General features: G+C 36.5%; 22 protein-coding genes. 4 read left to right on the top strand and 18 right to left on the bottom strand.

What is annotated here, in order from left to right:
- Positions 1–40 precede the first annotated feature (40 nt).
- Together GWK10_RS11090 and hemN are read left to right on the top strand one after the other, a co-directional pair.
- Positions 41–1,408: a polysaccharide lyase family 7 protein gene (locus GWK10_RS11090; protein ID WP_164032433.1), complete on the top strand. Its 1,368-nt coding sequence runs from the start codon at positions 41–43 to the stop codon at positions 1,406–1,408.
- A 171-nt stretch (positions 1,409–1,579) separates the two neighbouring features.
- Complete coding sequence (gene hemN, locus GWK10_RS11095; protein WP_164032434.1) at positions 1,580–2,944, top strand: oxygen-independent coproporphyrinogen III oxidase; 1,365 nt, start codon at positions 1,580–1,582, stop codon at positions 2,942–2,944.
- Between the two features lie 104 nt (positions 2,945–3,048).
- Here the strand turns inward: hemN and GWK10_RS11100 are convergent, their stop codons facing one another.
- The 18 genes from GWK10_RS11100 to GWK10_RS11185 form a co-directional block, all read right to left on the bottom strand.
- Positions 3,049–3,468: a CBS domain-containing protein gene (locus GWK10_RS11100; RefSeq protein ID WP_164032435.1), complete on the bottom strand. Its 420-nt coding sequence runs from the start codon at positions 3,466–3,468 to the stop codon at positions 3,049–3,051.
- A 96-nt stretch (positions 3,469–3,564) separates the two neighbouring features.
- Positions 3,565–3,894, bottom strand: a complete 330-nt coding sequence (locus GWK10_RS11105) for an HPF/RaiA family ribosome-associated protein (protein ID WP_164032436.1) — start codon at positions 3,892–3,894, stop codon at positions 3,565–3,567.
- A gap of 90 nt (positions 3,895–3,984) precedes the next feature.
- Positions 3,985–4,692, bottom strand: a complete 708-nt coding sequence (locus GWK10_RS11110; protein ID WP_164032437.1) for a sulfite exporter TauE/SafE family protein — start codon at positions 4,690–4,692, stop codon at positions 3,985–3,987.
- On the bottom strand, positions 4,692–5,138 hold the full coding sequence (locus tag GWK10_RS11115; RefSeq protein ID WP_164032438.1) for a FixH family protein: 447 nt from the start codon (positions 5,136–5,138) through the stop codon (positions 4,692–4,694). Before GWK10_RS11115 ends, GWK10_RS11110 begins: the two co-directional genes overlap by 1 nt.
- Positions 5,139–5,145: 7 nt before the next feature.
- Positions 5,146–6,567 (bottom strand): cytochrome c oxidase accessory protein CcoG, encoded by a 1,422-nt coding sequence (gene ccoG / locus GWK10_RS11120; protein ID WP_164032439.1) that lies wholly within the window; start codon positions 6,565–6,567, stop codon positions 5,146–5,148.
- 7 nt (positions 6,568–6,574) lie between these two features.
- Positions 6,575–7,465 (bottom strand): cbb3-type cytochrome c oxidase N-terminal domain-containing protein, encoded by an 891-nt coding sequence (locus GWK10_RS11125; protein WP_164032440.1) that lies wholly within the window; start codon positions 7,463–7,465, stop codon positions 6,575–6,577.
- Positions 7,462–7,659 (bottom strand): CcoQ/FixQ family Cbb3-type cytochrome c oxidase assembly chaperone, encoded by a 198-nt coding sequence (locus tag GWK10_RS11130; protein WP_164032629.1) that lies wholly within the window; start codon positions 7,657–7,659, stop codon positions 7,462–7,464. The genes GWK10_RS11125 and GWK10_RS11130 overlap by 4 nt, the downstream gene beginning before the upstream one ends.
- Positions 7,660–7,662: 3 nt before the next feature.
- On the bottom strand, positions 7,663–9,867 hold the full coding sequence (gene ccoN / locus GWK10_RS11135; protein WP_164032441.1) for a cytochrome-c oxidase, cbb3-type subunit I: 2,205 nt from the start codon (positions 9,865–9,867) through the stop codon (positions 7,663–7,665).
- A 12-nt stretch (positions 9,868–9,879) separates the two neighbouring features.
- On the bottom strand, positions 9,880–10,083 hold the full coding sequence (gene ccoS, locus GWK10_RS11140) for a cbb3-type cytochrome oxidase assembly protein CcoS (protein WP_164032442.1): 204 nt from the start codon (positions 10,081–10,083) through the stop codon (positions 9,880–9,882).
- 147 nt (positions 10,084–10,230) lie between these two features.
- Positions 10,231–12,639, bottom strand: coding sequence for a heavy metal translocating P-type ATPase (locus tag GWK10_RS11145; RefSeq protein ID WP_164032443.1), 2,409 nt, complete (start codon positions 12,637–12,639; stop codon positions 10,231–10,233).
- Between the two features lie 220 nt (positions 12,640–12,859).
- A complete protein-coding gene (locus GWK10_RS11150; RefSeq protein ID WP_164032444.1) occupies positions 12,860–13,690 on the bottom strand; it encodes a universal stress protein in 831 nt (276 codons plus the stop codon).
- A 174-nt stretch (positions 13,691–13,864) separates the two neighbouring features.
- The gene (locus GWK10_RS11155; RefSeq protein ID WP_164032445.1) at positions 13,865–14,608 is read right to left on the bottom strand and encodes a sulfite exporter TauE/SafE family protein; all 744 of its coding nucleotides are present in this window, start codon (positions 14,606–14,608) and stop codon (positions 13,865–13,867) included.
- Between the two features lie 108 nt (positions 14,609–14,716).
- A complete protein-coding gene (locus GWK10_RS11160; RefSeq protein WP_164032446.1) occupies positions 14,717–16,846 on the bottom strand; it encodes a c-type cytochrome domain-containing protein in 2,130 nt (709 codons plus the stop codon).
- Positions 16,846–17,637, bottom strand: coding sequence for a chitobiase/beta-hexosaminidase C-terminal domain-containing protein (locus tag GWK10_RS11165; RefSeq protein WP_164032447.1), 792 nt, complete (start codon positions 17,635–17,637; stop codon positions 16,846–16,848). Before GWK10_RS11165 ends, GWK10_RS11160 begins: the two co-directional genes overlap by 1 nt.
- Positions 17,634–18,683 carry a 6-bladed beta-propeller gene (locus tag GWK10_RS11170; protein ID WP_164032448.1) on the bottom strand — a complete coding sequence of 350 codons (1,050 nt, stop codon included), beginning with the start codon at positions 18,681–18,683 and terminating at the stop codon, positions 17,634–17,636. Before GWK10_RS11170 ends, GWK10_RS11165 begins: the two co-directional genes overlap by 4 nt.
- A 3-nt stretch (positions 18,684–18,686) precedes the next feature.
- Entirely contained in the window at positions 18,687–20,144 is a 1,458-nt protein-coding gene (locus GWK10_RS11175; RefSeq protein ID WP_164032449.1) for a DUF1501 domain-containing protein, read from the bottom strand.
- Between the two features lie 3 nt (positions 20,145–20,147).
- Positions 20,148–22,496, bottom strand: coding sequence for a PSD1 and planctomycete cytochrome C domain-containing protein (locus GWK10_RS11180; protein ID WP_239540746.1), 2,349 nt, complete (start codon positions 22,494–22,496; stop codon positions 20,148–20,150).
- 132 nt (positions 22,497–22,628) lie between these two features.
- Complete coding sequence (locus tag GWK10_RS11185; RefSeq protein ID WP_164032450.1) at positions 22,629–23,726, bottom strand: adenylate/guanylate cyclase domain-containing protein; 1,098 nt, start codon at positions 23,724–23,726, stop codon at positions 22,629–22,631.
- Positions 23,727–23,784: 58 nt separating this feature from the next.
- Here GWK10_RS11185 and GWK10_RS11190 point away from each other — a divergent pair, with 58 nt between their 5' ends.
- Both GWK10_RS11190 and GWK10_RS11195 read left to right on the top strand, forming a co-directional pair.
- On the top strand, positions 23,785–23,964 hold the full coding sequence (locus GWK10_RS11190) for a hypothetical protein (RefSeq protein WP_164032451.1): 180 nt from the start codon (positions 23,785–23,787) through the stop codon (positions 23,962–23,964).
- On the top strand, positions 23,961–25,136 hold the full coding sequence (locus GWK10_RS11195) for a glycoside hydrolase family 5 protein (RefSeq protein ID WP_164032452.1): 1,176 nt from the start codon (positions 23,961–23,963) through the stop codon (positions 25,134–25,136). Before GWK10_RS11190 ends, GWK10_RS11195 begins: the two co-directional genes overlap by 4 nt.
- The last annotated feature ends 49 nt before the right edge of the window (positions 25,137–25,185 follow it).

A 25,185-nucleotide genomic window follows, 5' to 3' on the forward strand; every position in this document is an offset into this window, starting at 1 on the left:
AAAACCAATTAGTCTTACTAACATTTTAACCAATTTAATTATGAAACTTTTAAAACACTCCTTCAAAAGTTGTTGGCGCTTACCAACTGCTTTAACTATTGCATTCGTTCTTATTGCACTTCTGTACTCTTGTAGCACTGAAGAAGAAGTAACTAATGAATATGCAACTGAAGAAGTCACAAACTCAAACTTGACTAATTCATTAACAGCCCGAGGAACTGCCCAGTATCCTAACAGTGAAATTTCAGTATCAGCAAATGGTGATGACGGTAATGTCCCAGCAAATACACTGGACGGTAAACTTAGCACCCGTTGGTCATCAAATGGAAGAAGCGGCAAATACATTACGTTCGATCTGGGGAGCCCTCAATTGGTAGATAATATTAAAATTGCATGGTTTAAAGGTGATCAGCGTAAGGCTTATTTTAAAGTTCGTATGGGTAATTCCACATCTTCATTAAGTACTATTTTAGATAAAAAATCTTCGGGTTCTTCAGGTAATACAACACAACTAGAAAACTACGAGTTAAATGACACTACGGCCAGATACGTCCGGATTAGCTGTTTTGGTAACTCTTCAAATAGTTGGAACAGCATTACAGAAGTGCAAATTTTTACCATAAGTGATGGTGGTGATCCTAACCCAAATCCCGATCCCGATCCAGACCCAAACCCATCGGGAGAGTTTGGTTATGACATTTTGGGTCTTCAAAACTGGAAGTTGAATGGCTTAACTGGTCCACCAAATAATACTACTTATGTAGATCAAATACCGAATCTTCCTACTTACGAAGATCCTAACTATTTCTTTGTCGAAGATGATAAAAAATGGGTTACCTTTAAGGCCTATGTTGGAAATGCAACATCCAGTGGTTCAGGCAATCCGAGATGTGAATTGAGGGAGATGACAGGAGATGGCAGTAGTCGTATTTATTGGGATGGTACCACCAGCAAATTGCATCGTATGCGTTGGAGAGTTCGTGTAAACAAACTACCAGAATCGGGCAAGCTGTGTTTTGGTCAAATTCACGATAAAACGGACAAGTTTGATGATGTTATTCGCGTACAGTTTCAAGGACAAGCGTTTCAAACATCAGGAAATGCTAAAATGAAAATTAATGGATACGTTACTGAAGAATTGGGTGACAAGAAAAGTGATGATGTAGGCTCATTCCCGCTAGGGCAGGAAATGTATTTAGAACTTACTTATCAGAATAGTAGAGTCGAATTATGGCTTTTGAATGATAATGGTAGTCGAGAAAGAAGAATTTATAGATCACCTAGCGTTTCGGCAAAAGAGAATTATTTTAAAGCTGGTGCATATTTACAATCAGTGAAAGGAAAGTCTTTTACAAATACTAGTAACTTCGGTTCGGTATCGATCCGGTCGCTCGAAGTTTCACACTAACCAAACTTTATTGTTAGGAAAAAGCACTTAACTCGTAACCTGAGTTGAGTGCTTTGTTTTTTTACCCTCCTTTGATTTAGGAAACAAAAAATAAAAAGGAAATTTTTTCCTGATTTTTGTCATGAAATAAAAAAAGCTTTCCGCCGAAATTTGTCACATATTTCAACTTATATGTGTACAACACTTATCTCAAAGTACAACGTATCGGGGCCCCGTTACACAAGCTATCCAACTGTTCCATATTGGGATAATGATTCCTTTAGACTATGGTCCTGGAAAGAAAAAGTTCAGCAAAGTTTTGAAGAATCAAATTCTAATGAAGGTATTAGTTTATATATACACTCACCGTTTTGCGAAAGCATGTGTACTTTTTGTGGTTGCAATAAGCGAATAACTAAAAATCATGGTTTAGAACTTCCTTATATCGAAACTGTACTTCAAGAATTAGATCTGTACATCGCTTTATTTAATCATAAACCTGTCATAAAGCAATTACATATAGGTGGTGGTACTCCCACATTTTTTTCTGTGGAAAACTTTAGAGTTCTTCTAACAGGAATTTTTACAAGGACAATCAGAGATCAGTATCCTGAATTTAGTTTTGAGGGTCATCCAAATAACACTACCAAAGAGCATTTACAAACGCTTTTTGATTTTGGGTTTGAACGTGTTTGTTACGGAGTTCAAGACTACAATCTCAAGGTCCAAAATGCCATTAATAGAGTACAACCTTATGAAAATGTTCTAAAGGCCACTACTCAAGCTAAAGGCGCTGGTTATACCTCAGTTGGTCATGACATTGTATATGGGCTTCCTTTTCAAACGGAAGATGACATTATAAATACCATTGCCCAAACTATAAGGCTACGCCCAGATAGAATTTCATTTTATAGTTATGCTCACGTTCCATGGATAAAAGGTAATGGACAACGAGGCTTTAGGGATGAAGATCTACCAACTCCTTCTCAAAAAAGGAAGCAGTATGAGATTGGTAAAAAGACATTTAAGGAAGCTGGTTATGTCGAAATAGGAATGGATCACTTTGCCTTAAAAAACGATACGCTTTATTCTGCCCAAGAAAATGGAACCTTACATCGAAATTTCATGGGATATGCCGCCAATAAAACCAAACTCATGCTTGGTCTTGGAGTATCCTCGATAAGTGATAGTTGGTATGGTTTTGCACAGAATGTAAAAAATGTAGACGAATATCAAAAGTTGGTGAAACAGGGAATATTTCCGGTGTATAGAGGTCATATTTTGACTGATGAAGATCTAATAATCAGAAAACACATCTTAAGTTTAATGTGCCAATTTGCAACAACTTTTAGTGCTGATGATCTTGTCATAAATCATATTCCTAGTCTTATAGAAAAACTAAAAGAATTTGAAAAAGATGAGTTAGTGACCATTGATTCTAATACCATTAAAGTCACAAAAAAAGGACGCCCTTTTGTTAGAAATATCTGTATGCTTTTTGACCTAAGATTACAGCGAAAAAAGCCAGAGACACAGCTTTTCTCTATGACAGTATAGTGTAATTTAAGTTTGGGTTTTTAATAGTAGTTGGTAAGGGAAGATTCCAATATAGAACTTCCCTTTTATTTTAATCCATACATATAGACTCTTTTCAAGCTATTTTAAAACTGCTCTAGTAGATAATTTATAAGATCGGTTGTGGTAACAATACCCACTAGTTCATCTTTATCGACTACAGGTAATGCATGAAACTCTTTTTTAGATAAAATTTCAGCAACTTCTTTAATCGTTGTTGTTGAGCTTACACTAGTAAGATTTTTTGCCATTACTTGTTCAATCGTGAACATATTGTAAACTATGGTATCTACTTCTTGTTCATCTTCATCAACAGCATCTGCAAAACTTATTCTTAGCAAATCTGTATAGCTTAACATACCAATTACCTGAGTTCCGCGTACAACGGGAATATGTCGAATGTGATTTTCTTTAAATAATTGTTCTGCTCTTCCTAAAGTATCATTCTTAGTTAAAGTGATGACCTTTGAGGTCATTATATTTGATACGGGTGTTCTTTTTTTCATAATTAAAAATATTAGTGCATTTACAATAGATTCTTAATAAGAAATAACATATGAGAAATATGAAATGATTATTAAGAATTGGTCTAACAGTCTCCTTCAATAGCATAGTATGTTCTTATCGCGTTGAGTAACCATTTTATGCTTAACCCTTTCTAGCTGATGATGTAATTCCGAAATCGTATTCTTAACAGCAATCTCAAAACTTGGCTCGTATGAAGATGAAAAAACTCTCGGTCCTGGCATACTAAGCTCCATATCACAAATGCATTGAGCATCTCCGTTTTTAGCATCTTTTTTAATGCATACTTGGGCTTTAATTAGCCAAGGATATTCTTTAAAAAGTGGTTCTGATTTCTGGTTAATGTATGTGGAAAGAGTTTCGCTGACAGGGAGCTTTACAAATTGAATTTGAATGTTATTTGTCATATTCATCAGATTTATATTTTAAAGGTATCTGAAAAACACCTGAAAAAACATGACCAAAATCAGCGGTTATTACTATAAATTATTTGGTTTTTAATGACATATCATCTGATTGTCAACCTTCTCTACGGCAACTAATTCAGAAGGTGAAATATAAGGTATATCAAGTCCCATACCTCTTAATATAAATAAGATTCCTATTGCCACTACGAAAACCGGAATGGCCCTTTTTAATCGTTGTTTTGTTTTTCCTTTCAAAAAATTACCTAGATAAATAGCAGTCGTCATTAAAGGAATAGTCCCTAAGCCAAAAAATACCATGTAAGCACCACCTTGCAAAGCACCCCCAGATGCTAGCGCTCCGAAAATTGCCACATATACCAACCCACAAGGTAGTAGCCCATTTAAATACCCAATAGTAAAAAATGTTCCGACATTCTTCTTTTTTAAGTTAACACCTATAGCATTTTTTAATTTTCCTACAGTAGTATATATAGGCCTTGAAAAATTAAAACGATTAAATAGTTTTAATGGAACCAAGATTATCACAATCATCAAAATACCAACTACAATAGATAGTTGTTGCTGCACCCCAAAAAGATTCAAGCTTTTACCTAGAAGACCAATAATAATTCCTAGGACCGCATAGGTAAGTACACGGCCAACATGATAACTAATTAATTGTAGGATTCGCCTAGTCCTGTTCTTGCGATCTAAGGGAAGAAGAAATGCAACAGGTCCGCACATTCCCACGCAGTGAAAACTACCTAACAGACCAAGTATGAAAGCGGCATATAGCATTAATACACAATTTGTTTTTTATACAGATATTGGGTTTTTTCATAGTCCCAATCGATGGTAATGTTCCAGCGACCGTCTAACATTCTATTACCAGGTATGAGCAAATTAGAAGATGTTAAATCTAGCGGTAAACTAAAATCTAACTTTTTGTTAGACGGTCTGTAAAGGAACACTGTACCTTTTATTTTTTCAGGATCAAGTTCAGCAGGAAATATAATTTCCCACCCTTTTTCAGTTCGTTTTCCTGTTATTTTTTCTTTTAAATTATTGGTATTGGTCTCGGCATCAATTTCCTCTTGGTAGGCAATTTCCTTTGCATAGTACTCTTCAGTAACCAAATCATGACTATAGTTTTTATCGGTGCTCATCGTAATGACCAAGTACATTATAAAACTCATAAATGCGAGCATTCCCACCACTACACCTTTTCCCCAATTCCATTTCATAATCTAATTATTTATAACTCCTTGGCCCTAAAAAAGCCGTGGTTGTTGTTTCTATTAAATTATCTCCACTGTAAATACCAATTTCAAGTCTATCCTTATCCCCTTTTAGGGCACTTGCATTTAACTCAATAAATAGCGTTCCTTCTGCAAGGCTTTGTCCTTCAATATTAAAATGATCAAGCGATACTAACTTGACAGTTCCTTTATGCGAGAGTAACTTGAAACTAACATCCGAGATATTATCAACGGTTTTATTAACCAATTTGTAGGTATATACATTACTAATAATATTATCCGCCTTTCGTTCATACAATTGTCCTGGTAGACGGAGTATCCTGGCCTCGATATCATTACGTAAAAAAAGCATACCCACTAATACAGCTATAAGAATACCTAAGACCGCGCTATATCCTTTTAATCTAGGTGTAAACTTGAATTTTTCTTTCTTTTCAATATTATCTTCACTCGCATAACGTATCAATCCTTTTGGTAGATTAACACTTTCCATGATATGATCACAAGCATCGATACATGCCGTACAGTTTACACATTCTAGTTGAGTACCATTTCGAATATCAATGCCCGTAGGACATACATTTACACATTGAAAACAATCTATGCAGTCTCCTTTTCCTGTCGCTGTTCGCTCTTCATTTTTTCTAAATTTTGCTCTACCAGCTTCTTTCTCTCCACGTTTATGGTCATATGCAACAACAATAGATTTATTATCTAGCAAAACTCCTTGTAAGCGCCCATAAGGACAGGCAATAATGCAAACCTGTTCTCGAAACCAAGCGAATACAAAATAGAATACCCCCGTAAAAATCAACAATGAAATAAGTGTACTTAAGTGTTTAGCCGGTCCGTCGGTGATATATCGTATTAATTGATCACTACCTATTAAATATGCCAAAAACACATTAGCAATTAAAAACGATATGATAAAAAAGACGGTCCATTTCAAAACTCTTTTTCTAATCTTCTCCTTGTTCCAAGGCATCTTAGACAGTCTTATCTGCTTTCCTCGGTCACCGTCAATCCAATATTCAATTCTGCGAAATACCATTTCCATAAAAATGGTCTGCGGGCAAATCCATCCACAAAAAAGTCGACCAAATGCCACCGTGAACAATATGATAAACACTACCCCAATAATCATCATGATAACAAAAAGATGAAAATCTTGAGGCCAGAAAGGGAAACCGAAAATATTAAAACGTCGTTCTAATACATTGAACATCAAAAACTGGTTTCCTCCTATTTTTATAAATGGTGCAGAAAACAAAAACGCCAATAAGACATAGCTCACATACTTGCGATACTCATACCATTTACCATTTGGCTTTTTAGGAAACACCCATGCCCGCTTGCCTTCTTCGTTAAGCGTACCAATGGTATCTCTAAAATTATCTTGTCCTTGCTCTGCCATTCAATTTTTAGTTGGAAACGTCTGGATCTACCCAGATTTCACCTTCGGCTGCTTTGGGCTCTGCAGGAGTAGTTCCTTGGAACTCAAAAATGTAACTGGCTACTTGTGCCATCTCCGCTGGCTTAAGTGTTGTTTTCCAGGGAATCATTCCTTTACCAGCACGACCCCCTTCAGAGATTGTTCTAAATACATTTTTTATTCCTCCTCCCAAAATCCAATGTTCATCAGTCAAATTGGGTCCAATACCACCTCCACCGTCAGATTTATGACAAGCAACACAGTTTACCTCAAAGATCTTTTTACCCGCACTTAAATCCGAAGCTTCGGTAAGTAGTTCTACCGTATTGACATCGACAAGGTCTTTCGCTGTCTTTTTCCATTCTTCAATGGCTAGATTAGCCTCTGCTACTGCTACTTCATATTCTTCGTCCTGATTGTAATCCTTGTACACCTCAAACCGCACTAAATAAACAACCGCAAAGATTATGGTAATGTAAAAACCATACACCCACCATGGCGGTAATTTATTGTCTAGCTCCTTAATTCCGTCATAGTTATGATCTAGAATAATCTCATGTTCTTCTTCAATTGGCTTTGTACCTAATGATTGTTTGTACTTCTCTTTAATCCATTTAAACTGATTGGCTTCTTTAAGCGCTTGCTTTTCATCATATCTTGCTTTAGCCTCATCACTAAGTGTTGCATACAGTATATTTTTAATAGCTTCCACGCAAGCTTCGCATGCTATATAAAAAAGGATAATGACCGCAAGAACGACCCACATTAAGGGCTTTTCGCTAAACACGGAAACATCTCCTGATGATCCTAAATTGTCAAGTAAAAAATACCCGACAATCGAAAAAATGAATACTCTTAAATAAGATCCTGTAGTTTTCATAATTGATCATCATTTTGCGTTACTGTATCATCTTCTAACGGGATGTTGCTTACCGCTTCTATATGTTTCTTTTTAGCTGTAATTACCCATAAGAATAAGACAGTAAAAAAGATAAAAAATATGGTTAGCGAGATAATGGGATAAATCGATACCCCATCAATATTTTCTAAAGCTCCTTTTACAAATTTCATAATTGCTTATTTATTTGAATTTAACGCAGTATCATCCGCAGTCTTTATTTTTATATCGGTACCTAAACGTTGTAAATAGGCTATTAATGCAACCACTTCTCGATCGCGCATTTGAGTAAACTCTTCGCCATTTTCAGCTGCGTATTTCTTATCTGCTTCATAGGTTTTGGCAAAATCAGGGTCGCTATAAAGGTTTTTCTCAATTTGAGTTCCTTGTTCGCTCATCCATTGTTGTGCGCGTGCTACATCATCTTCGGTATACGGCACACCCAAGGTTATCATAGCTTGCATTTTATCTTCAGTAGCAGACTTATCTAGCTCATTTTGAATTAGCCATTTATAGGATGGCATTATAGAACCTGAAGAAGTCGTTTGTGGATCGTAAAAGTGATTTAAATGCCAATTATCACTATACTTACCTCCTACCCTCAGAAGATCGGGTCCGGTACGCTTACTTCCCCATAAAAATGGATGATCATAAACGTATTCCCCAGCTTTGGAATATTCCCCGTAGCGTTCTACTTCGCTTCTAAAAGGTCGAATCATTTGTGAATGACAGCCGACACAACCCTCACGTATATATAAATCCCTACCTTCTAGTTCAAGAGGTGTATATGGTTTTACACTAGTAATAACCGGTGTATAATCATCTACTATTAACGATGGAATTATTTGCACCATACCACCAATTAGTATAGCAATTGTTGCAAAAATGGTCAATTTCACAGGGCGTCTTTCTAACCATGTATGATATCCCTCTTTTGCGGTACGTTTTTTTATTACTTTTTGAAGTGGAGCTGCTTCCGCAAGCTCATCGGTTACTTTATCTCCAGCCCTAGCAGTCATGATAATATTGTATACACCAATTAATGCACCTACAATAAACATTGTACCACCAATAGCTCGCATCCAGTACATTGGCATAATTTCGCTGACAGTTTCAAGGAAATTACCATAGACTAGAGTTCCATCTGGATTAAATTGTTTCCACATAGATGCTTGTACAAAGCCTGCTACGTACATTGGTAACGCATATAAAATTATACCCAATGTTCCTACCCAAAAATGAACGTTTGCAAGTGGTATAGACCATAATCTGGTTTTAAACAACTTTGGTATTAGCCAGTACACCATACCGAAAGTCAAGAAACCATTCCATGCCAGTGCTCCTACGTGAACGTGAGCAATAATCCAATCGCTAAAGTGGGCTATGGCATTTACATTTTTAAGTGATAGCATAGGTCCTTCAAAAGTTGCCATACCGTAACCGGTAATTGCCACCACCATAAATTTTAAAACGGGATCTGTTCGTACTTTATCCCAAGCACCACGTAGTGTCAATAATCCATTAATCATACCACCCCATGATGGTGCTATTAGCATTACGGAGAAAGCTACCCCTAAATTTTGTGCCCAATCTGGCAAGGCAGAATACAATAAATGGTGAGGTCCAGCCCAGATATAAATAAAGATTAGTGACCAGAAGTGAACAATAGATAAGCGATACGAATACACGGGTCGGTTCGCAGCTTTAGGAACGAAATAATACATCAACCCTAAAAAAGGTGTCGTTAAGAAAAATGCTACTGCATTATGACCATACCACCATTGTACCAACGCATCTTGAACACCCGCATACATTGAGTAACTTTTTAATGCGCTTACCGGGATTTCCATACTATTTACAATATGAAGAACCGCCACGGTAACGAAAGTGCCCAGATAAAACCAGATTGCGACGTATAAATGTCGTTGTCTTCTCTTTAGAATGGTACCTATTAGGTTAGCACCAAATGCAACCCAAACCAAGGCAATTGCAATGTCAAAAGGCCACTCTAGTTCGGCATACTCCTTAGAGGTCGTATAACCCAAAGGAAGCGTAATAGCAGCAGCTACGATAATTGCCTGCCAGCCCCAAAAGTTGAAATTACTAATCCAATCTTTCCACATTCGCGCTTTAAGCAATCGTTGCGTGGAGTAGTATACTCCAGCAAAAATTGCGTTTCCTACGAATGCAAAAATCACAGCATTGGTGTGCAATGGACGTAAACGCCCAAAACTAAGCCATGAAATACCATCAGTTAAGTTTGGAAATAAAAACATGAATGCTAGCAATAAACCAACAGTCATACCTATTATTCCCCAAAACATTGTCGCCACAATAAATTTGCGAACGATCTTGTTGTCATAATAAAATTGCTCTAGTTGCATAGGTCACTTTAGTTAATCGTTTATTATTGTTGATTTTTTAGTTTGCTGATCGCCTTTTTTGGTAGAAGTAGTTTTTACTTCATCTTCAAAAAGCATGCGGACGGAAGGCGTATAGACATCGTCATACTGCCCTTTTTTAACTGATAAAACAAAGGCAGCAAAAAACACTAGCGCAACAATAACACTAATAGCCAATAGCATGTAAATAATACTCATACCTTACCTGAAATATGGCGTAAAACTAGCTTGAATCCCTATGAAAAAAACTGACATTTGTCAGTGTTTAGAAAAATACTTTGAGTAGATTTTCATTTGGACAGTTATAATAGAGTACTGCCCTGATAATTCGACAAAACAAAAAGATTAAAGTAATTTATTTCCTTGATAATGAGATGTCAAGGTGACAAAAATCACAATACTAATAGAACTCAAAGGCATTAAAATTGCAGCCACGATCGGCGTTAAATATCCTGTTACCGCAAAGCCTAGTCCGATTAAGTTGTAGAGCAAAGAAAAGATAAAAGCATACTTAATAATCTGAATGCCTTTTTTTGAAAGTCGCATCATATTCACCAGACTTTTAAAACGCTCAGCATCTAAAATACCATCGCAGGCTGGTGAAAATACATTGATGTTTTCTGAGATTGCAATACCAACATCGCTTTGAGCCAAGGCACCAGAATCGTTTAAACCATCGCCTACCATCATTACGTTTTTATTTTCTTCTTGAAGCGACTTTATAAAATGGAGTTTGTCTTCTGGTTTTTGATCAAATAACAACTGGGTGTTTGGCGGTAAAAGTCTCGATAAGTACTCCTTTTCACCTTCATTATCTCCTGAAAGAATAATAAGTTGGTAATCTTGTGAAAGGGCATTAAACACATCTTCAATCCCCGATCTGTATTCATTAGTCAAGATAAACTTTCCTCGATAAGCATCATCCACACTTATATAAACTGATGTATTCTCTTTTTCCAAAACATCTGTACTACTATTAGATGTGGCCATTACAAAATCATGTGAGCCTATTTTCACTTTTCTATCTTCCCATTTCCCGACAATACCTTTGCCTATCTCCTCTTCAAAATCATCTAAGGTGCAGATATCATTTTCCTTTAAAATCGTATATAAGGTTCTGCTCAATGGGTGATTAGAAGCCTGTAAGGTAGCCTTTAATAATGATGACTCTTTTGTATTTAGACCATCACCCGTATAACTAATAGTACTCTTCTCATTGGTAGTTAAAGTCCCTGTTTTATCAAATACTATGGTATCAATCTGCGCCATTTGTTCAATAACCTCGCTATTTTTTAAATACAGTTTATTTCGACCATAAATGCGCAACAAATTACCCAATGTAAAAGGAGCTGCCAGCGCTATTGCACATGGACAGGCTACTATCAATACAGCAGTAAAAACGTTTAACGCTAAAGAAGGATCGTAAAAAAGCCAAAAAATAGTAGTGACTAAGGCAATACTGAGAATTGTAATAGTAAAATGCTTACTTATCTTATCAGTAAGTGTCTGAAAGGTATTTTGTCGATTGCTATCAAACACTTTGTTAGACCATAATTGTGTGAGGTAACTTTGCTTAACGCTATTAATTACCTCTAGTTCTATGACACTACCTTCCTGTCTTCCTCCTGCAAAAATTTGATCGCCAGATTTTTTAAAAATAGGCACGGCTTCGCCGGTTACAAAGCTATAATCTATATAGGCCGTTCCTTTTGTTAATATGGCATCGACGGGAATGAGCTCTCCATTTCTTATAAGGATACGATCCCCTTTATTAAGCTCGTTGACATGGGTTTGTTCTTCTTTTTTAATAGAAGGATGACCATTGATTTTTGTGCTGCTTAGTTTGGTAACAGCAATAGGAAAATAAGATTTATAATCTCTTTCAAATGAAAGAAAAGAATAAGTTTTCTGTTGAAAAAACTTACCTAACAACAGAAAGAATACCAAACCGGCCATACTGTCGAAAAATCCGGTTCCCCAATCCATATACACTTCGATTGTAGAACGGATGAACAGCACGGCAATTCCTATTGCAATGGGAACATCAATGTTTAAAATTTTTGAGCGAAGACCTTTAAAAGCAGAAATAAAATAGTCTTGGGCGGAATACACAACAACTGGTAGCGCAAAGACGAACATCAGCCACCTAAAGACATGTTTATAACGTTCCAGCCAAAACTCATTAACCTCAAAATACTCAGGAAAGGACAAGAACATAATATTACCAAAGGCAAAACCTGCAACCCCAAGTTTATAAATTAAACTTCGATCGATAGCTGTCTTTTTCTTGTCACTATCTTCTAAAGAAATCATTGGTTCGTAACCAATTCGACAAAGCAATTGTACTAAATTATACAAATTGATTTCTTGGCTATTAAATGTAATGCGTAGTGTTTTTTTTGGGAAATTAACCTGTGTTGTTTTAACAGCTGAGTTCAGCTTGTTCAGATTCTCAAGAATCCAAATACACGAACTACAATGAATTGAAGGAATTGTAAATTGAACTACCTGAATATCCTGTTCATTAAATGACAACAGCTTGTTGGCAATCGCCTCATTTTCTAGAAAATCAAACTTTCCTTCAAATCTTTTGGGAGTTATACCTGGAGTTTGCTCGAGGTCATAGTAAAACGTAAGGTCGTTGTCGTTTAAAATATCAAATACGGTCTTACAACCATGACAACAAAATGTTTTTTGTTGATGATTGATCAAAACTTTATCACAATGATCACCGCAATGGAAACAGACCTCCATAAACTTTTAATTCGCTCTTAATACCTAATGACAAAATTCGGCTTTAGATAAAAGTAATTACATGATAATTATCAGGATCTAATTTAAAATACTCTCTCTACCATATTGCTGTACTGATTAAAATAGTGTCACAAAAACTATGTAATACTTGTAACGAATAGTGGTTTTGTATGTAAACTAGAAGTGAAAGCTGTATTGATATAAATTCTAATTTCCGCAATTATATTTTAAAAGTAAGTACCGGTCTCTCGGCGTGATTTACAATATCTTCACCTATACTCCCTGTGAAAAAATGAGCAAGACCCTTTCGTCCGTGAGTAGGTAAACTAATCATATCGATATCAATTCCGTCGGCGTAATTAAAAACACCACTTTCTACTGTGTAATCGTTATAAATTAAAACGTCATCAGAATTGAAGCGGTCTTCAGGATCTAATTGGTTGACGAACGTATCTATACGTTTACTGATTTCTGATGTATTCATAAATGATTCCGCGGGCAGGTTCACAAATAGAAGTTTGACTTCAATATCGAACAGCTTAAAAAATGCCATTGCCCTTTTAAATACTTCCAAGTTCTCTTCTCTAAAGTCGCAAGCAAAAACAGCATCCTTAATAGTAAAGTCATCTGTGTCTTTTACTACTAATACAGGTACTGATGATCGTCGCACTACCTTCTCGGTGTTCGACCCCACAAACATTTCTGTTAGACCACTACTACCATGAGATCCCATTACAATAAGATCAGCTTCATGTTCTATGACTAGTTCTTCTATAACACCAAAATCTTGATAATTCTTTACGACTTGCTGTATCGATAGTCCCTCTAAATAGGGCTTATTTAAAAACTCTTCAAATTTGCTTTGAGCAAGTTTGACAAAGAACAAACTGTCAATAGTGCCTACATGATCTTTGGTCAAAACAGCATTGCTAATTCCCATCATATGTACAGTAATAATTTCTGCATTATGTTTTCTAGCGATATCGGCAGCCACTTTTAGTGCATTTTCGGCATAAGTCGAAAAATCAACGGGTACGAGAATTTTTTTCATAACGATAAAATTTAGAGTAAACTGATTATTCAATATTCGAAATTACCGTTAATACCCACGAAAAAAGATGATAAAAATCAGTTGAGAGCGCTTTTAATTGGTGAATTTGTTACTAAACTAAAAGAGAAATGAGCCTAAAACAACACTAATTAGAAAAGAGTGCAATACGGACTTTTAGGTAAAAAAGAGCTTTACAGAAGCCAATACAAGCACAAATGCGAGTAAATATCGAAGTCGACTATTGGTCATCTTTTTGCTTCCATAATAACCACCGGCAGCGCCTCCGATTAGGGCTATTACCACCATTAGCAAAGACCATTTATTTAGATCAACACCATTACTAAACTGACCTGCCAAGCCCGCTGCTGAATTAACCCAAATGAATAAGGCTGAAACAGCTGCTGCCTGTTTCATTTTTCCCCAATGAAGTAATAAAATGACAGGACTTAAAATAATACCTCCTCCTATACCAATTAGACCTGAGAAGAATCCGATAATACCACCAATCAATAATCCTTGCCAAAGCTTAACATCCTTTATGGTTTCATTTTCTTTACCAAAAACATTAAGCATTTTCAGGATTGCAAAGATTAACAATACAGCAAGTATTTTCTTGTAGAGGCCCGCATCAATCTCCATAGTACCCCCTAAAAATGCCATAGGGATGGACGAAACAGCAAAGTATAAAAAGAGCTTTTTGTTGAAGTATCCTTGTCTATAATAATGATAAAAGGCTATTCCAGCTACAAACAGATTAAGTAACAATGCTGTCGGTTTCATTGTGTCAGGAGCAAATGAAAATAAGGACATAAGGGCTAAGTAACCACTAGCACCGCCATGACCCACACCAGCATACAAAAATGCCACAACAGGAAGTATTATTAAAAACAGCCAAAACAAGCTGGAATCAGCAGGCATAAAAAGTTACTATTAAAATACTATTCTAAAGTAAGATACCTTTTGATTATAGCCATTGAAAAGTGGCATTTATTTATGGTAAACCTTCATTTAGAAGACCTTTAAATATTACCAGAAATAAATTTCATCGACAAATAGCCAAGATGGATTGCCCGCGCTTGGATGCCAATCAGGTAATTTGCCATAGTTCTCAATTTTTACTTTAAAATACCGTGTCTTCGTATTAGGAATAGCAAGTGTTACTTTTTTGTTTTCGGCATCACCACCCTCACCACTTCTAGAGATTGAAATATCCCCTATTTCTTTGTAAGCACCATTTTTTGTACTTGAAGTGAATACCTTAAACTTTTTCGGATAGAATATCCAACTTCCTGTATCCTCGAGACATTGAAACGAAACATTATTTACCAATTGTATACTCCCTAAATCAATTGTCGCCTCTAGATCATTGCCAAAATAGCCTACCCAACTTCCGTCACTAAAGGTTAAACTTCCTTCGCTTAAATCAAACAACTTTTCTGGATTTGGATAACGTTCATCTGGTGCCTTTTTCATTGTGTAGTCCTCAACCTTATGCAGCACCTTTACATACTGGCATGTTACTACCTTGCTTGGAGACCAATTCTCTTTAAAGGCACGTACCTTAAAAATCGTCGATTTATCTAGTGTCAGCTTTTCTGATATTATTGGATTATTTTTATCCGGTTTAGACCCATCTAAAGTGTAGTGTAGGTCTACATTTTTTAAGTGACTTAATACGGTTAATTGAATTGTGTCTTTGAACAATGTTTGAGTAGGAATGATTTCGGGTTTTTCCAAACTTACATCCCCTACAAAGTCCTCATTAATGCTGTTTTGGATATCTATTTTATAATCTGAAGCAAGGTTAATCGCTGTGGCTCTATCAACCTTGGTATTCCATGCATACACTTTTTTAGGTTGTATTTCGCTTAACAAACTAGTCAGTCCGTCGTTAGAAATGCTCGTATTAAATAGGTTTAAAACCTCTAGTCTACTTAGCTTTTTTAGGTTCTTTAGTGCCTTGTCAGTTATTACAGGACTATTGATTCGCAAGTATTTTAAATTAATGAATTTGTTGAACCCCGCCGTCATTTCATCAGTAAGTTCAGCTGAATGAAAATCTAGTTCAACAATCTGTTTTTTTAAATCGAATAGTGTCTCAATCGTCTCCTTTGATAGGCTTTTTTCAATAAATTTAACATTTAGTGAAGCCATGCCGGGCACAATTTCTGTAACTCTAAAACCAGCTTTACGCACTTCCTCAATGTCACTTTTAGAAGCCTTAGGGATTTCAATTTTGTTGAAAACAAGGTACTTTTCAAGCTTTCGTGATAGTGTATCATTATCTTTTACCCCAGTAACATAATTTTCAAAATTAGCTCCCGTGTTTATCCAATGTTTAACAAGCCAAATTTCATCTTTGGTTAACTGTTCTTTACCCTCAGGAGGCATATGTTCTTCATCAGAAATTGGTAGTAGTAGTCTTGAATATAGTAGGCTCGCCTGTGCGTTGCCAGCAACAACATTAGAACCCTGCTCACCTCCTTTTAAAATAGAAGCCGGAGTTAATAAAGATAATTTCCCTTTTTGCTTGCTCGCATTATGACACTGTACACATTTCTTATCAAATATTTTAGCAACTACATTAGCATACAAACGCAAGCTATCCTTAACCTCAATAGTCTTTTCTGTTTTTGGAGCTCTTGCATACTCAATTAAAAAAGAATCTCCATGCGTTAAAATACTACCATAATGTCCAGCTATGCCTATACCGATAATTGATAAGAACAAAATAGGAAAGAACAGTTTTTTCGAATTAAAGTCAGGCTTTATACTTAAATAGAAAAGCAATGCAATCACGATAGCCGTGCCAATGCCCGTATATAAATGCCAGTCTAAAGTGTTAGATTGATAGCCACCTTCTAATGAAAGAAAATAACCTAAAAAGCAAGTTAGTATTGAAAAAAAGGAAGTGAAACCAAGTAAGTTTCTGATAACAGCTTGCTGATAGTTTTTTTGAAATCTCCCTAATACATCTAGGAAAAAAGTAACCACCAAAGCACCAATAGGTAAATGCAATAATAAGGGGTGAAATCTTCCTAAAAAGAGAACGAAACGAGGAGGTTCATTTTGCTTAATGGCATAGATAGTAAGTAGGCCAAATACAAGTGTCAATCCTATAAATAGTGGTCGGTAAAGCCCTTTTTTATTTCTCATTAATTAAAAATCCATTCATCCATAAATAGCCACGCTTTCAGCCCTTTTCCAGGATGCCATTCAGGAAGTTCTTTTAAATTTTGAACGTGTATTGTTAAATACTGCACTGTTTTTTCAATTGGAATTTCTACATCTGCCAGTGCTAACGTATCTGATTTTAAATTAGGTATTTGGACCCTAATTGAATCAGTTTTGTTCAAGTATACAATAACATTTTCGGGAGGAAAAATCCATGATCCTGTATCAACAAGATAGGCCATTGTAATTTTCTCCAAATGAACTTTTTTCCCAAAATCAATCCGAGCCTTAGCTATGGTATCAAAACCAATCCACTCGGCATCAGTAAAGCTGAGCGATGCTTTTTTATGATCTACCAGCCCCTTAGCTCCCATACCTGGATACTTTATGCTAGCTTTTGTTCGCAATTGTATTGCGATAGTATCCATTCCCTTTTGATATATCTTCACAGTTGTGGTCTCGCTAGGTGTCCACTCGGGATGAAATGCCTTAAAACTATAGGTTCCTGCTTCTGTTATTTGAATCGGATTTTTATAAGACAACGCATTTTCAGTCGGATCTGTTCCATCAAAGGTATATCGCAATTTAACGTCTTCCATTTTGAAATCAGCGGATAGTACTATCGAAGAATCAATAATGGTACTAGTGGTTAAAACCCGTGGTGGTGCTAACTTGATTTGCTGTGTTTGTAAAAATGCAGAAGGCCTTTCCGCCTTTTTATCACAACCGAAAAACAGGCAGACTAGTAATACTATCTTGAGTAATCGCATCATACCCGCGTTAATTTTATGGGATAGGTTTGTCCAGAATTCCACTGGGCAACATACATATTCTCATCATCGTCTATGCAAACATCATGTGGGTGTTGAAATAATCGAACCGTTTGGTATAGCTCTTGTAATTCTCCTTTTTGATAAGCTGGAGCCGTTGCACCAGGACAGGATACCACTTCATTTTTCTCATTCATTATCAATACAAATCCAGAATCAAAGTCACTACTGTTTTTGGAACGCAAAACCGCAAAGTAAATTTCACTTTTATGTATAACGGGACGACAAATTAATGCACCTGGGACATTTATGGTTTCTATAAATTTTCCGTCAAGTGTAAATCGCTTCAATTGGTTTAGTTCTCTAGCCGTAATTAATAACGATGGATTATGGACATCTCGGTTGTCGAAACAAATACCATGAGCATTTAGAAATTGTTCTTCTCCCTCTCCTCTGCCTCCAAATACATTAAGCAACTGTCCTTTGCCATCATAATGTATAATATGCTGCTCTCCATAACCATCGGCAACATAAATATCTCCATTGCTTGAAACTGCAGTTTCCGTTGGCCTAAAGGAGTTTTTAGTAGTGTAAAGTCCGGTTTCCTTTGGGTAATCCATGGTAAGAACAGGCCTACCCTCTATAGTGGTTTTTATAATTTGATTACGTTCAAAATCGCTTATTAACAAAAAGTCCGTCCCATTTTCCTTAACCAATGTTAATCCGTGTGCCCCAGGATATTCAGTACCCCAGGTTTCTAATAACTTGCCAGACTTATCGTAAACAATCACATTATTCTTAATATGATTTGTCAGTAAAATGATGCGTCCTTTCGAGTCTTGTACCATCTCATGACAATCGTTTACTGGAGTTTTTGAAGGATCGAGCATTCCCCAACCCAAATCCACCTTATAGCGATGAGAATTATGCCCAATAATTACATCCTTGTTATTATTGGATGAGAACGCACTGGCATAGAAAGGTCCGGATAATAACCCCAAGGTAGCAAGTGACGATTGTTTTAAAAAAGATCTACGGTTATAACTCATTCTTTAACTCAATAAATCATGAACAACATGTCCTGAAACATCTGTCAACCTAAAGCGTCGCCCTTGGTGTTTGTAGGTGAATTTAGTATGATCTATACCCATAAGGTGCATCATTGTCGCTTGTAAATCGTGAACATGAACAGGGTCTTGGGCAATATTATAACCAAAATCATCTGTTTCTCCATAAGTGAAACCAGGTTTTACGCCTCCACCAGCCATAAACATTGTAAAACATTTTGGGTGATGGTCACGACCATAATTAGTATTAGTTAGTGCACCCTGGCTATAATTAGTTCGCCCGAACTCTCCACCCCAAACTACTAGTGTATCTTCTAAAAGGCCTCGTTGCTTTAAATCTAAAATCAAAGCTGCGGTCGCTTGATCAACATCTTTAGCTTGTTTTTCTATTTGTGATGGTAAGTTATCATGCTGATCCCATCCCATATGATAAAGCTGCACAAAACGTACATCTTTTTCTACCAGTCTTCTAGCCAACAAACAATTTGCAGCATATGTTCCTGGTACTGCGGCATTGGCTCCATACAGTTTGATTATATGGTCTGGTTCATTTTCAATATTCATGGTTTCAGGAACAGAAGTTTGCATTCTATAAGCCATTTCATATTGTGCAATGCGACTATTGATCTCTGGGTCCCCAAACTCAGCTTCTTGCTTTGCATTGAGTTCACTCAAATGATCAAGCATTTTACGACGTTGAGCTCGGCTCATTCCTTCGGGATCTTTTAAATATAATACTGGATCCTTTCCGGACCTAAACTGGACACCTTGATGTAAGGAACTCAAAAACCCATTTCCCCAAAGACGAGAGTATAGCGGTTGAGCTAATGGTTTGCCCGTTCCCCTTGATAACAGTACAGTAAAACTGGGAAGATTATCATTTAAACTTCCCAATCCATAACTCATCCATGAGCCTATTGATGGGCGTCCCGCTTGCTGGGAACCTGTTTGAAAAAAAGTTATTGCCGGATCGTGATTAATCGCTTCGGTATGCATTGATTTAATGAAACATAATTCATCAACAATTTTTGCAGTGTATGGCATCAAATCACTTACCCAAGCTCTAGATTCACCATATTGATTGAACTTGAATTGACTTCCTACTAAAGGGAAAGAATCTTGTTCAGATGTCATTCCGGTTAATCGTTGTCCTTTACGAACCGAATCGGGTAAGTCTTGTCCTCTAAGTTTATCTAGTAGTGGCTTATAATCAAACAATTCTAGCTGAGATGGTCCTCCACTTTGAAATAGATAAATAACTCGCTTTGCTTTAGGCGCAAAATGCGGTAAGTTCATTCCTGCTAATGGAGATCCTGATGCTTCAATGCTCGATGTGAATGGGTCTATCATAGACCCCAAAGCCAAACCACCAATTCCTAAGCCTACTTTCTTCAAAAAATGTCGGCGGTTATTGTTGAGATAATGGTTGGTTATTTCTTCCATGATTTACCCTTTTACAATAGCTTCATCTAAATTAAAAATAAGACTTGCTAGTGAACGATATGCATACAACTTGTCTTGAGGAAATTGCTCCTGAGATGAAACAGCATTACTTACATCAGATTCTTGCTCTTGATAGGCCTCCTTTTGGTCATTCAAAAATAATTTAAGGTTTTCAGTTTCTTCAAGACTGGGTTTACGAGAAGTTATTTTTCTAAAAATTAAACTGATACGTTCCTCTTCAGAAAGTTCTTTATCCATAATTACCCGTTTTGCAAGTGCCATAGACGCCTCCAGTAATTGCGGATCATTCAACATCACCAAGGCCTGAAGTGGTGTACTTGTTTTCTGGCGCTCTACCATACAGAAATCGCGAGATGCAGCATCAAATGTCATCATCGCGGGCGGCGGTACAGTACGTTTCCAAAAAGTATATAAACTGCGTCGATATAGATTTTCGCCTGAATCCATAACATATTGTGAAAGACCGAGGCCCGATGTGGTTTCTGCCCATAGTCCGGGTGGTTGGTATGGTTTAACACTAGGCCCGCCTATTTTTTCAACTAACAATCCACTAACAGCTAAGGCATTGTCCCGAATCATTTCGGCCGTGAGTTTACTTCTAGAACTTCGAGCTAGCCATTTATTATCTGGATCGTTTTCGAGCAATTCTGGAGTTACTTTAGATGTTTGTTGATAGGTACTAGATAACACTATTCGGCGTATCATCTTTTTCGTATCCCATCCTTCTTCCTTGAAAGTGATTGCAAGCCAATCTAGTAATTCAGGATGTGAAGGCAAGGCTCCTTGATTTCCGAAATCGGAACTAGTAGCGACAATTCCAGTACCGAAAAACTGCTGCCAAAGTCTATTTACTGCTACTCTAGCGGTCAATGTATTCTTTTCATCAAAAAGCCATTCAGACAATCCTAATCGATCTTTTCTATATTTCTCAGAAAAAGCCAAAACTGAAGCAGGTGTGCTTGTCTGTACTTCATCGGTAGGAGCATCATAAACGCCCCGCTTTAAAATGTGTGTTTTCCTATTCGGCGCATCATCTCTCATAACCATAGGCTTTACTTCGGCTATAGAATCGGGCATATTAATGAAGGAAAGTACCTGGTCTATCTCTTTCTGCGTGATTTTAAGATTGGGTTCGGGTATTTCTCCATATTCTATGCGCCCTTTTTCATTTACCTTATTAAAAAAGGCATAAAAACTAAAGTATTCCTTTTGAGAAATAGGGTCGTATTTATGATCATGACATTGAGCACACTCCATTGTTAAGCCGAGAAGTGATTTGGAAACTGTATTTGTTCTATCAATTACATATTCATTTCGATACTCCTCATCAATTACTCCTCCTTCTTGTGTTATCTTATGATTGCGATTAAAACCAGTTGCCAAAACTTGTTCTAGAGTGGCATTTGGCAATAGATCTCCAGCCAATTGCCATGTAATAAACTCATCATACGGTATATTTCGGTTAAAAGCACTAATCACCCAATCGCGCCAAGGCCACATCGTGCGTTCAAGATCATCCTGATAACCGTGAGTATCGGAGTAGCGAGCAATGTCTAACCAGCTAGATGCCATATGCTCTCCGTAACGCTTGGAATTAAGCAAACTATCGACCACAACTTCATAAGCATTTGCATTCGCATTATTGACAAACGAATCTATTTCTTCAAGGGTTGGTGGTAAACCGACTAAGTCGAAATATAATCGTCTTATTAGTTTTTCTTTAGTAGCTCTTTCGGAAGGAGTAAGCCCCTGCTGTTCTAATTTCTTAATGATGAAGTTATCTATTGCGTTAGTAGTTAGACTCGAATTTCCAACGCTTGGCACTTCTGATTTTATTGGCGCTACAAATGCCCAATGGTCTTTCCATAAGGCTCCTTGTTCAACCCATTTTGTGAGAATTTCCCTTTCGTATTTATTAAGTGTTAGGTTGGAAGATTCGGGCGGCATTCTTTTTTGAATATCATCATTATTAATTCTATTTACCAAGTGACTTGACAGGGTATCTCCAGGAACAATTGCAAAACGATCTAAATTTTCACCTAAGGCAGCATATGCACCTTCTTTAGTATCTAAACGGAGATTAGCTTCGCGCGTCCCTTCATCTGGCCCGTGACATAAATAACAGCGATCTGATAAAATAGGTTTAACGTGAAAGATATAATCTACTTTTTCGGGTAGGGTTTTTATAGTATTGATCTTTATATCTGAAGAGTTATGTAATGTAGTATAGTTGTCCGTAGAATCATTGGTGACATACTTATAAAGCAATACTAATGCAAGCGGTATAAGAAAATAAGGCAAGAGCCTCAGTACGTTCTTTCTTCTCTTCAAGACATGAATTTTATTTAACCTACAATATAAGATTATTTGCCTTTTCTGCAGAAAGATTTAACAGTGTATACCCAAAGATGAAGTCTTAAAAATGTGATTAGTCATCAGTTTAGATGATAATAGAATTAATTGCTAGGGGTTCTTAAGCAGACTGACTATTTCAACAATGGCCGCCTTTCCTTTTAAGCGGTGTTCACCTAATGCTTTAAATGAGTAATTGTTATCCAACATAATCTTATGGGCAAGTGCTTTAGATAACAATATGTCTTCCTTATAGGTGGAACAGAGACCCAAAATCCTAGCAGTCGTATTCAGTACATCACCTGTAAAAAAAATATCCTTTTTAAGCACACCAATCTCACCAGTAGTAACCTGACCAAAATGTAGTGCTGCTTTGAAATCTGGTTGCATGTTAAACTTTTTTAAGTACATATGTCCTTTCTTATACAGATCCGATTTCATATCAAAAAAACACTGTATACAATTATTATCTCTCAATCCATTTTTTAATGTCCAAGTAATCACAATTTCATCGCCTACATATTGATAGACCTCGCCGTGGTTTTTAACAATCGCATTAGAAAAAGCGCCATAATATGAACGTAAAAACTTAAAATATTCTTCGGTCCCCAATTGCTCGGCAATAGTGGTTGAATCCTTCATATCAACAAACATAAAAATGCGATTTTCAACTACCGGCTTGTGGTACTTTCCTGTAAAAAAATTGAGTAGCACATTTTGCCCAACATTATTACTTATTTCTGAATACAATAAAGAAACAATTAAAGAAAACCCTAACTGTATCATGGCACTTAAATTGGTGACACTAAGGAAAAAGTCAAAATACCTATTCCGTACTTTTTGATCCCAAATTGAAATATCCATCTCAATACTTGCAGCAATAGGATAGGTAATCAAAATAACTATTAAAAAAAAGAAGAAATAAATAAAGAATTTTGAAATGATCTTTGTGGCAAAATTCTTTCTATCGAATAACGGCCTAAGAACTAACACCTCAATACAACCAACTAATAAGCCAATAATTGTGACTCCCGTAAGAGCGAATAACACAACATCTGGCTGTAACTTAATAGCAGAATTTAATGCATTCTTTTGATTACCTAGTGCTAAATGCTCTACTGTTAAGAATAGTGCTCCCAAAATCAACCAAATGACTCCAAAAGGTAGGATTCGTTTAATATTATATTTTGTTTTTGGTGATAGAGCCATATTTTGCAATTAGATGCAATACTTTAAAAGTATAAAAAGTCGACCAATTGAAAAATGCATGGATCGTACTAAAACAGGAACGAGAAGTATCCAAATTTTTCGTGAATATAAAAATCTTAAAATGTTGCATGATGATGAACTTGGAGATACAACATATCTTGCAGCTTTTACATCATATCTAGTGCGCGTTTTAGTGTCAATTGAGTTAACTTTGAAGTTAAAATTGCGAACATCATGAAATATTCCGTATTCCTAATTATTTCCGTATTCCTTATTCTGTCTTGTCGATCAGAATCAGTTAATGTTACTGTCATTCCTTCAGATGACGATTCTGAAGAACAACCTATGGAAGAAAATCCAGATAATGGAAACAATGAAGCAAGTGAGTTTGATAATGGCACCATGCGTGGTCTTTCCTCTAGTGAAATTGTAGCTGAGATGAAAATAGGTTGGAACTTAGGAAATAGCTTGGACGCAGAGGGAGCTACTGAGACCGTTTGGGGCAATCCAGTGACTACGAAGGCGATGATAGACGAAGTAGCACAACGTGGTTTTAATACACTTAGAGTACCCGTAACATGGCGTTTTCATCAAGGTGTAGGACCAAATTATATCATTGAAAAAAGTTGGTTAGATCGCGTAGAAGAAGTAGTTAATTATGCGAGAGCTAATAATATGTACGTTATTATAAATGTTCATCATGATGACACGTGGATAATTCCTACTTACGCCGAAGGTGACGCGGTAAAACCTAGACTTTCTAAATTATGGACGCAGGTTGCAAATAGATTTAAAAATTATAGTGATTATGTCATTTTTGAAACCTTAAATGAACCGCGCTTCGAAAACTCTCCTGAAGAGTGGAGCGGAGGAACTGCAGAAGGAAGGGATATGGTCAATCAATACCATAAAACTAGTCTTGATGCAATTAGAGCAACAGGTGGTAATAATAGTAGTCGAAAAATTATGATTTCTACTTATGCCGCCAGCACCTTGCCTTTAACAATGAATGCCTTAGTTATTCCTAATAATGATGTAAATACTATAGTTTCGCTTCATTCATACTTCCCATTTCCGTTTACATTGGAAGGTACTGATACTACCTGGGGCACTGATGATGATAGAGCTCAGTTAACAGCCGAAATGGATAGAATAAAAGCAAAATTTATTGACAATGGTAGAGCAGTTGTATTGGGCGAATGGAGTTCTGGTAACCAAAATAATTTTGATGACCGCCTAGCACATGCTTCCTTCTACGCAAATGCCGCTGCTGAAAGAGGTATCGCAAGTATTTGGTGGGACAACGGCAATAGTGGTGTTTCTAATGATGGACTAGCCATTTTTGATAGACAAAGCTTAAGCTGGCCATTTGGTGAAATTGCAGACGCAATTGTGGAAGCCTATAAATAACTATTAGTCAATTCAGTTTAGATTACGAAGCCCGAAAACTTGATTCAAC

It is taken from the genome of Spongiivirga citrea (genome assembly GCF_010671565.1).
In the GTDB taxonomy this organism is placed as follows: Bacteria; Bacteroidota; Bacteroidia; order Flavobacteriales; family Flavobacteriaceae; genus Spongiivirga; species Spongiivirga citrea.